The organism is Methylobacterium nigriterrae, assembly GCF_037106235.1.
Lineage (GTDB): Bacteria > Pseudomonadota > Alphaproteobacteria > Rhizobiales > Beijerinckiaceae > Methylobacterium > Methylobacterium nigriterrae.
On the sequence record NZ_JBAWTG010000186.1, the window covers coordinates 1 to 6630 of the forward strand.

The following is a 6630-nucleotide window of genomic DNA, read 5'->3' on the forward strand; positions in this document are numbered from 1 at the left end:
TTCCATCAAGAGCCTGCGCTTGAGACTGGCGCGTGCACTGGTCCTGTCCCTTCACCGATGTCCCTGCTGCCATCGCTCGTTTGTGACACAGTAGTACTAGATCGCTGGGTGTCAATCAGAAGCTTGGCCGTGGCGCTGTAGCGGGGGGACGCCGCCGCGAGGTAGAGCAGGCCGAGGAAGAGAGCGAGGGCGGACGTTGCAACGATGGTGACGATTTGCCGACGCGTACCGACGAACAGTTCGTGAAGCGCTGGCTGCGCCGTGTTTCGGACCGGCTTGGATCGGATGCTGAACGCTCGGTGCGAGACCCTGGTGGGTGCATCGATCACGGCGCCTTTCAATCCGAACAAGGATCTCTTCTCCAGTTGCTACCGGTCGGCCGGGGCCGCGCTCCCGAGCCCTTCAATCCGCAAGGCAACTTCGACCACGTCTCCTGGCATAAGTTCGGTGTCTTCGTCGGCCCGCAGGCCCTGTCCCGCCGTGTTCCGGCCCCGGAAGACGTGTATGGCAGGCGCACCACCACGGCCGCGGACCAGCTGCGAGCGGACGAGGCCCGCATATTCGAGCTTTTCGCCGACCGCTTGGATGCGGACACGGATGGTTTCGAGTCGCACCTGGGCTTCCTGGAGCTCGCGCGTGTGATCGATCTGCCATCGGTTGTCGGTCTGGCGCAGCCTTCTCTTGAGTTCTCCCTGCTGCCGTTCGACGGTGGCGAGCAGCGCCGTGGTCTGCAGCGCTTGGGTCGATGACAGCAGGCTCATCCTGCGCATCTCGCTCATCCGGTTGACCGGGATCACGCCCTTGGCGAAGTTCTGCTTCATCTCTTCGAGATCTCGAGCATCGGCCTCAGCGCCCGCTTTTTCCTGCGCTTCCGTCTGAGACAGGATTGAGATGCGGCGCTTCTCCTGATCGATGGCATTGCGCAGATGCGCCTGCTCGTCGTAGTGATCGGCGAGCTCCGCCTTGAGCTGCTTGGCTTCGAGCTCGGTGATGCCGGCGACGACCGAGGGCCGGATCGGCGTTTCGACCTGGCTCTGCTTGGAGAGGTCGGCGTTCTCGGCGAGCTGAGACTTAAACCTGGCGATGCGGGCTTCTTCCTTCGCGTACTCGGTCCAGAGCGTGTAGTATTCGGCCCGGAAGTCGGCCGATTCGAGGAACGGATCGCGGCCGCGAAAGCGCATGACGTCGTAACCGCCGGCCAGCGCAATGGCTTGCCGCACGGTGAGTCCTGGCCGGTAGGCCTGCGCGCCTGGTTTCGCCACGTCCCCGTCCAGATAGACCGGCCTGTATTGAACGACGATGACGCTCACCTCGTCGGCGGAAACCACGACGGGGTAATCGCGCCCCTCTTGGGTTCTGCGGCGAAAGACCTTGCTCGGGACCAACTCGCGGACCTTGTCGCGCAACTGAACGAGCGAGAGTCCCGCCGCCTTCATCTGTCCCAGCACCGGAAAATAGGCTTGGCCATCCACGTCGATGACGGTGTCCTGCTTCAGCTCCGGCACGCCGAGCGCGGTGATCTCGACGACATCGCCCGGCGCGAGCAGATATTCGGCGCGAGCATCTTTCGCTGCCGCAAGGCAGAGCGCAGCCGCCAGGATTGGCGCCATTCGGCGTGCCGTGGTCAGGCGCATGACCGGACTTCACCTTTCCGGACCGAGGCCATCATACCGACGGGCGCCCCAGGTGCATGAGGAGCAACCGTCGTTGCCGGACGCACGAAGAAGCCTGGAACAGGACCTAGAACGACGCGTCGAGCCATGGCTTCTGTTCGTAGAAACGACGGACACGCTCGACGTAAGCGATCGCTTCGGCATCCCAGAAATACCCGGAGTACCAGCTCCCCACGCACCCCCACAGCAACTCGTCCCCGATTGCGTCGGCGTAGCGAGCATGCCCGGAAGCCGGCTCGTGGTTGAACAGGTATCGGATCGACTTGTTCATGCAGGCGCGCAGATGGGCGAGCCGGTAGTCGACGCTGAAGGCGGTGAAATTGAAGGACAGGCAGGAGGGCTGGCCTGCGAGATAGCGCTGGATGGCGTGCGCTTCTACGGCATCGACGGAGGGCGGGAATCGCGGCGACGCCGGGCAGGTTCCGAGATGGTACTTCGATTTGATCTGCATGATTCCGAGGCTCACGCCGTTGTCGATGTCGCCGACCATGTTCTGATGCCAGAAGCTCTCGTCGACCGCGTTGGCGCGCACTAGGTCCGGATCGAAGCCCCATTTGTAGGCGCCCCATTGCAGGATTTCGTCGGTCGTTCCGCTGAAGTCTCCGGTCACCCTGCCGAACGTCGCCCGCCCGCGCGCACCGATGTATTCGGGAATCTCGATTTGCTTCAGCTGAGCGGGCGTAGGCACGTTGTGGTTGGAGGCAGCATTGTCGGGTCGATTTTCCCGCCCGGTCCGGACCACCCGGGAGGCGGCCTCGAGATCGGAGCGGGGATAGTCTCCGGAGGGCGCCTCAGCAGCCTTGTCTGCGGCATTGAAGTTTCGTTGTGCGCCCGGATCGGCTCGGACGGGAGCCGCGAGCGCCAAGACGCTTAGCAGGAAGCCGACCTTCTCGATGAAGCCACGTCTCCCGGAGGGACGAATCTCAGGAAAACGGCGTCCTGAAAAGCAGTTTGCGAAAAAGCGGAGCATGTCACCCGGACCTCACGCCTGTGCCTTTTGTCTCCTCGCGATGTCGGCCCGGCGCGAGGTCGTCGGAACTACGGGGCGGTCGGCGCTCCGAGGGCGTTCCCATGCGCCGAAGGCGGGAACGATGCCCCGGTCCCCGAGCTCCGCCGCGACATACGATCCCATCATCTCAATCAGGACCTGAACTCGGCCTGCGCGGCCGAGATCTCTCAGGACTCCGAGCTGGCCGGCGAAGGGGCCGTCGACCAGCCGCACGCGGCTGCCAGGGGCCATCTCGAATCGTATTTCGCCCTCCGGAGAGCTCGAAGCGAGAAGGGTCTCGACAACGCCGCTGCGCACCGGTGCGGGCGTCCCCCCATACATGACCAGCGAGGCGACCCCGCGCGTCCCGTTGACGGCGCGCCATCGGTCGCGATTGAGATCGAGCACGACGAAGAGATAGCGGGGAAAGAGAGGCGTCAGGACGGCCACGGACTTGCGGGCATGACGGACTGTCTTCGACAGGAGCGGCAGGAACGTGCGAAAGTTCTGAGCACCGAGATGCAGCGCCGCGCTCGTTTCGCAATGAGGCTGCGCGTACACCACGTACCATCGCTCGCCCTCTTCGAGGGCGCGGCCGCAAGGCGGTGCCGGTCCGAGTTCAACGTTCATGCGACAAACCCTCTTGGATTGGAGGGAGGGACGGCAGGGCGTGTCAGGAGACGGTCGGGACCAGTGGTCCTACCGTAGGACTGAATGCTGCCGCACATCGGGTGGCGACGCCACTCGATGTGCACCGGACCGGAGATGAGGCATGCCGGCCGCACTTCAGCGGCGGCGAACGTGGAACGCTTCCGCACATCGGGTGGCGAGCCCACTCGATGTGCACTGGACCGGAGATGATGCATGCCAGCTGCACTTCGGCGGCGGCGAGAGTCCCTCGGCTAGATAGATGTGCAGTTCGTACTTCTAGGAATTCTCGTTCATATTTCCAGTCATGATCAAGCCAAAATAGAAGTAAATAATGGTAAAAATTTATTAATTATTTTATATATACGGCAAATCCAAATATGTAAAGACATTCTGCGCGAACAGCACAATCGCAACAAGCGACATGCTTCACGTGAAAGCCTCTACTGACTCGTTATTCATGATAATATGCACTAATATCCTAGCGATATCAGTCAAAGATTCGTTGGTTGGAGCATAAATATCAAATGATAAAAGCTATCATGAGAGTCTCAATCGTTTTTGATGCGGGATCAATATGGAGGATGAGAATATTATCATTAGCGGGCCCCATGCTTAATATGATTTGAGCGTAATTGATATTTCCTAATTTGTAACGGTCGGTCTCTTCGCCCCGGTATCCGGAGTGATTACACAGTAAAACATGGCCATGCGCTGTCCATCAACCCGCCAATGCGATGTGCGAGCGTCCGGACTGGACCTTCTGCTGATTTCATATCCATCGTGATGCATAATACAACACATGAAACAATTATCTGAGAATTTTAATCCTGTTAGCAGGAAGAGTGTCTAAACTGTACCATCAAAAGATTAGTACGACCTCATACTCTGAGCCGGATCAACTCGGGTAAATCTCGGCGCGCTGGCCTTGCTAGGGTGTGGGGTGCGGCAACGGAGGGGACGCCGGCTCATCCTGGAGCGTTCGAGCCCGGACCTCAGCGCGGTTGCCCCTCCGTCCATCCTTCGACCTCGAACAGTCGCTTGGGCCGCGCGAGCCCGGTTGCGCAAGGACGAGGGAGGATGGCTATGGTGACGGTCGGGACGACGTCTCGAAGGACCGCTTGGACGTGCCTGTCCTGCCCGCGGGCGCGGCGTTCGGCGCGAGCTCATCGTTCTGCCGGCTGTCAGCCATGTTTGTGCGGGCAAGACACGCGACCGGAGCAGCTCGGCGACGCAGACGGCGCTCACGGCGGCCTTCGAGTTCATCGTCGAGACTTTGTCGCCCACCGCCTCCTCACCGCGGGCTCAGTCACAAAATCGAGGCGCGAGAACTGAGCTGGCGCAAAGCTCGCTGATCCGGCGGAGAGCGGACCAATCAAGGCCATTATCGCACGAAGGCGGACGCCCAGCTCTTCCCGCCCTTGCTCCTGCTCAGGAGGTGGTAAGCTCAGAGGCCGCGGTGTGTTCGCCACGGGCGCGTTTCCGGAGCAGGGGAGGAGCGCCATGAACCGCCTTCTGGTGTCGACGACCGCTGCGTCGGTCATCGTGTCCGTGACCGCTGCACCGCGAGCGGCCGCACAGAGTGCCAAGGATCTTGTGGGGACCTGGACGCTCGTGTCCGCCGTGGCCGTACAGGACGGCGCCAGAATCGAGACATTCGGCACCAATCCAACCGGCACGCTGATGTTTGGCAGCAACGGCCGTTACGCGCTGATCTTCCTGCGCAACGACCTTCCGGCGCTTGCCTCCAACAATCGCACGGTGAGCACGCCAGAAGAGAACCGGGTGATTGCCCAGGGGATCATTGCTCATTTCGGCAACTACCGGGTTGATGAGGCGGACAGGCTGCTGGTCTTCTATATCGAGAAGAGCACCTTCCCGAGCTGGGATGGCGCCGAGCAGCGGCGCGCCTACGCGCTCTCAGGGGACGAGCTGACCTACACCTCGCCAGGCTCGACGGGCATTGCCGCCAAAGTGACCCTGCAGCGCCTCAAGTAGCCGCGGCCGGCGCGGCTACAGACATTGAAGCTGCCGCCCGTATGTCGGCCGCCCGACGAAGCGCTCTGAATGATGTGGCAAAGCCCGACGCAGTCAGCACTAAGGGAGGTCGCAATGGAGCGGGAAACGGCTCGGTTCAAAACGTTGGGCAGCGACGGCGTCACCTACACGATCATTGAGCTGCAGACGGTCAAGCAATTGTCGGCTTTCAGCGGGCACCGCACTGCCAAGGGACCTCAGCGCTACGTCACGGAGGAAGGCCGGGCTGTGAGGAAGCTCGGTGACGGGTCGTTTCAGATTGCGGAAACGAGCCTGATCCTCAAGAAAGTCTGATCTCCTGCCGCGCGCTAGTTCTGTCCGATCCGGCGCCCTACGTTCTGTGCGCGGGATGCGGCCGAAGGTTAAAAAAGTACAATGCATCAGTAGGTAGCGCGTCGCAGGCCAAGTGTGCATGATACAGCGCGCAGCTTCCCACACATATCGCGTGCAATTGGCCGCAAAATTGCTGGTCGAACTGAACGTCCCTCTTGGAGAACTGGGAGGTGCTGCGATGGAAGCCTACTTCCGCGACGCGCGCCCTATCCGTGATCGCCGTCTCTCCGCGGCGAGGCACTGGCTCGGCCTGGGGCCAAAAGGTCTCAGGCCTTTGCAGGGAGCATCAGGGCGGAACGGATCGTCCGTCCCGGTGCGCAGCCCTTCGGCCCAACATCCGGGAGACTCGCGCCTACGCCCCGGCGAACAGAGGCCGTGCGGTGCCGGACTTCTTCTCCGCCCTCGCTGCCTACGAGATCCGCCTGAGGACCGAGACCAGGGACGAGGACGATGAACCTTTTGCAGCGTGACTTGGGGCTGCAACCGCCCCCGCCTCCACCCCTGCCTTCACCGGCAAGGCGGGTCGCACGCGCTCCCGCGATCATCGTAACGCTCCTGATCGTCGCGATCGTCGGTCTGTCCCTGTGGTATCTGGTGCAGCCGCAGCCACTCATTATCCAGGGCGAGGCGGACGCCACGCGGATCGACATCGCGGCCCGGGTCGACGGCCGCGTCGGGCGGCGCCCCGTCACGCGCGGCGAGGATGTCAGTACCGGCCAGCTGCTGCTCGCGATCGACAATCCCGAGCTCATCACGAAGCAGCGCGAGGCCGAGGCGAACTTGGCCGTGCTGACGGCGCAACTGGCCAACATCCAAGCCGGCACCCGTGCAGAGGTGATCGCTCAGCGCAAGGCCGCCGTCGACACGGCCTCGGCCAACCTGACCCTCGCGCAGCGGACCTATGAGCGCGTCAAAACGCTCGCGGGAAGCGGAAACGCGCCGATCCAGCGC

Annotated in this window: 7 protein-coding genes; 3 read left to right on the forward strand and 4 right to left on the reverse strand. The window is 62.1% G+C overall.

Features of this window, described 5'->3' with window-relative positions:
- Positions 1-5 precede the first annotated feature (5 nt).
- The 4 genes from WDW90_RS40995 to nusG all read right to left on the reverse strand — a co-directional run bounded on the left by WDW90_RS40995 (position 6) and on the right by nusG (position 3291).
- Positions 6-329, reverse strand: coding sequence for a Wzz/FepE/Etk N-terminal domain-containing protein (locus WDW90_RS40995; protein WP_431311180.1), 324 nt, complete (start codon positions 327-329; stop codon positions 6-8).
- Between the two features lie 39 nt (positions 330-368).
- Positions 369-1634, reverse strand: coding sequence for a polysaccharide biosynthesis/export family protein (locus WDW90_RS33480; RefSeq protein WP_336491985.1), 1266 nt, complete (start codon positions 1632-1634; stop codon positions 369-371).
- Between the two features lie 106 nt (positions 1635-1740).
- A complete protein-coding gene (locus WDW90_RS33485; protein WP_336491986.1) occupies positions 1741-2643 on the reverse strand; it encodes a hypothetical protein in 903 nt (300 codons plus the stop codon).
- Positions 2644-2655: 12 nt separating this feature from the next.
- Positions 2656-3291: a transcription termination/antitermination protein NusG gene (gene nusG, locus WDW90_RS33490; RefSeq protein ID WP_336491987.1), complete on the reverse strand. Its 636-nt coding sequence runs from the start codon at positions 3289-3291 to the stop codon at positions 2656-2658.
- A 1521-nt stretch (positions 3292-4812) separates the two neighbouring features.
- Here nusG and WDW90_RS33495 point away from each other — a divergent pair.
- The 3 genes from WDW90_RS33495 to WDW90_RS33505 form a co-directional block, all read left to right on the forward strand.
- Positions 4813-5307: a lipocalin-like domain-containing protein gene (locus WDW90_RS33495; RefSeq protein ID WP_336491989.1), complete on the forward strand. Its 495-nt coding sequence runs from the start codon at positions 4813-4815 to the stop codon at positions 5305-5307.
- Between the two features lie 114 nt (positions 5308-5421).
- Positions 5422-5640 carry a hypothetical protein gene (locus WDW90_RS33500; protein WP_336491990.1) on the forward strand — a complete coding sequence of 73 codons (219 nt, stop codon included), beginning with the start codon at positions 5422-5424 and terminating at the stop codon, positions 5638-5640.
- A 489-nt stretch (positions 5641-6129) separates the two neighbouring features.
- Positions 6130-6630, forward strand: a 501-nt coding sequence (locus WDW90_RS33505; RefSeq protein WP_336491991.1) for an HlyD family secretion protein, incomplete at its 3' end; no start/stop codon positions are given.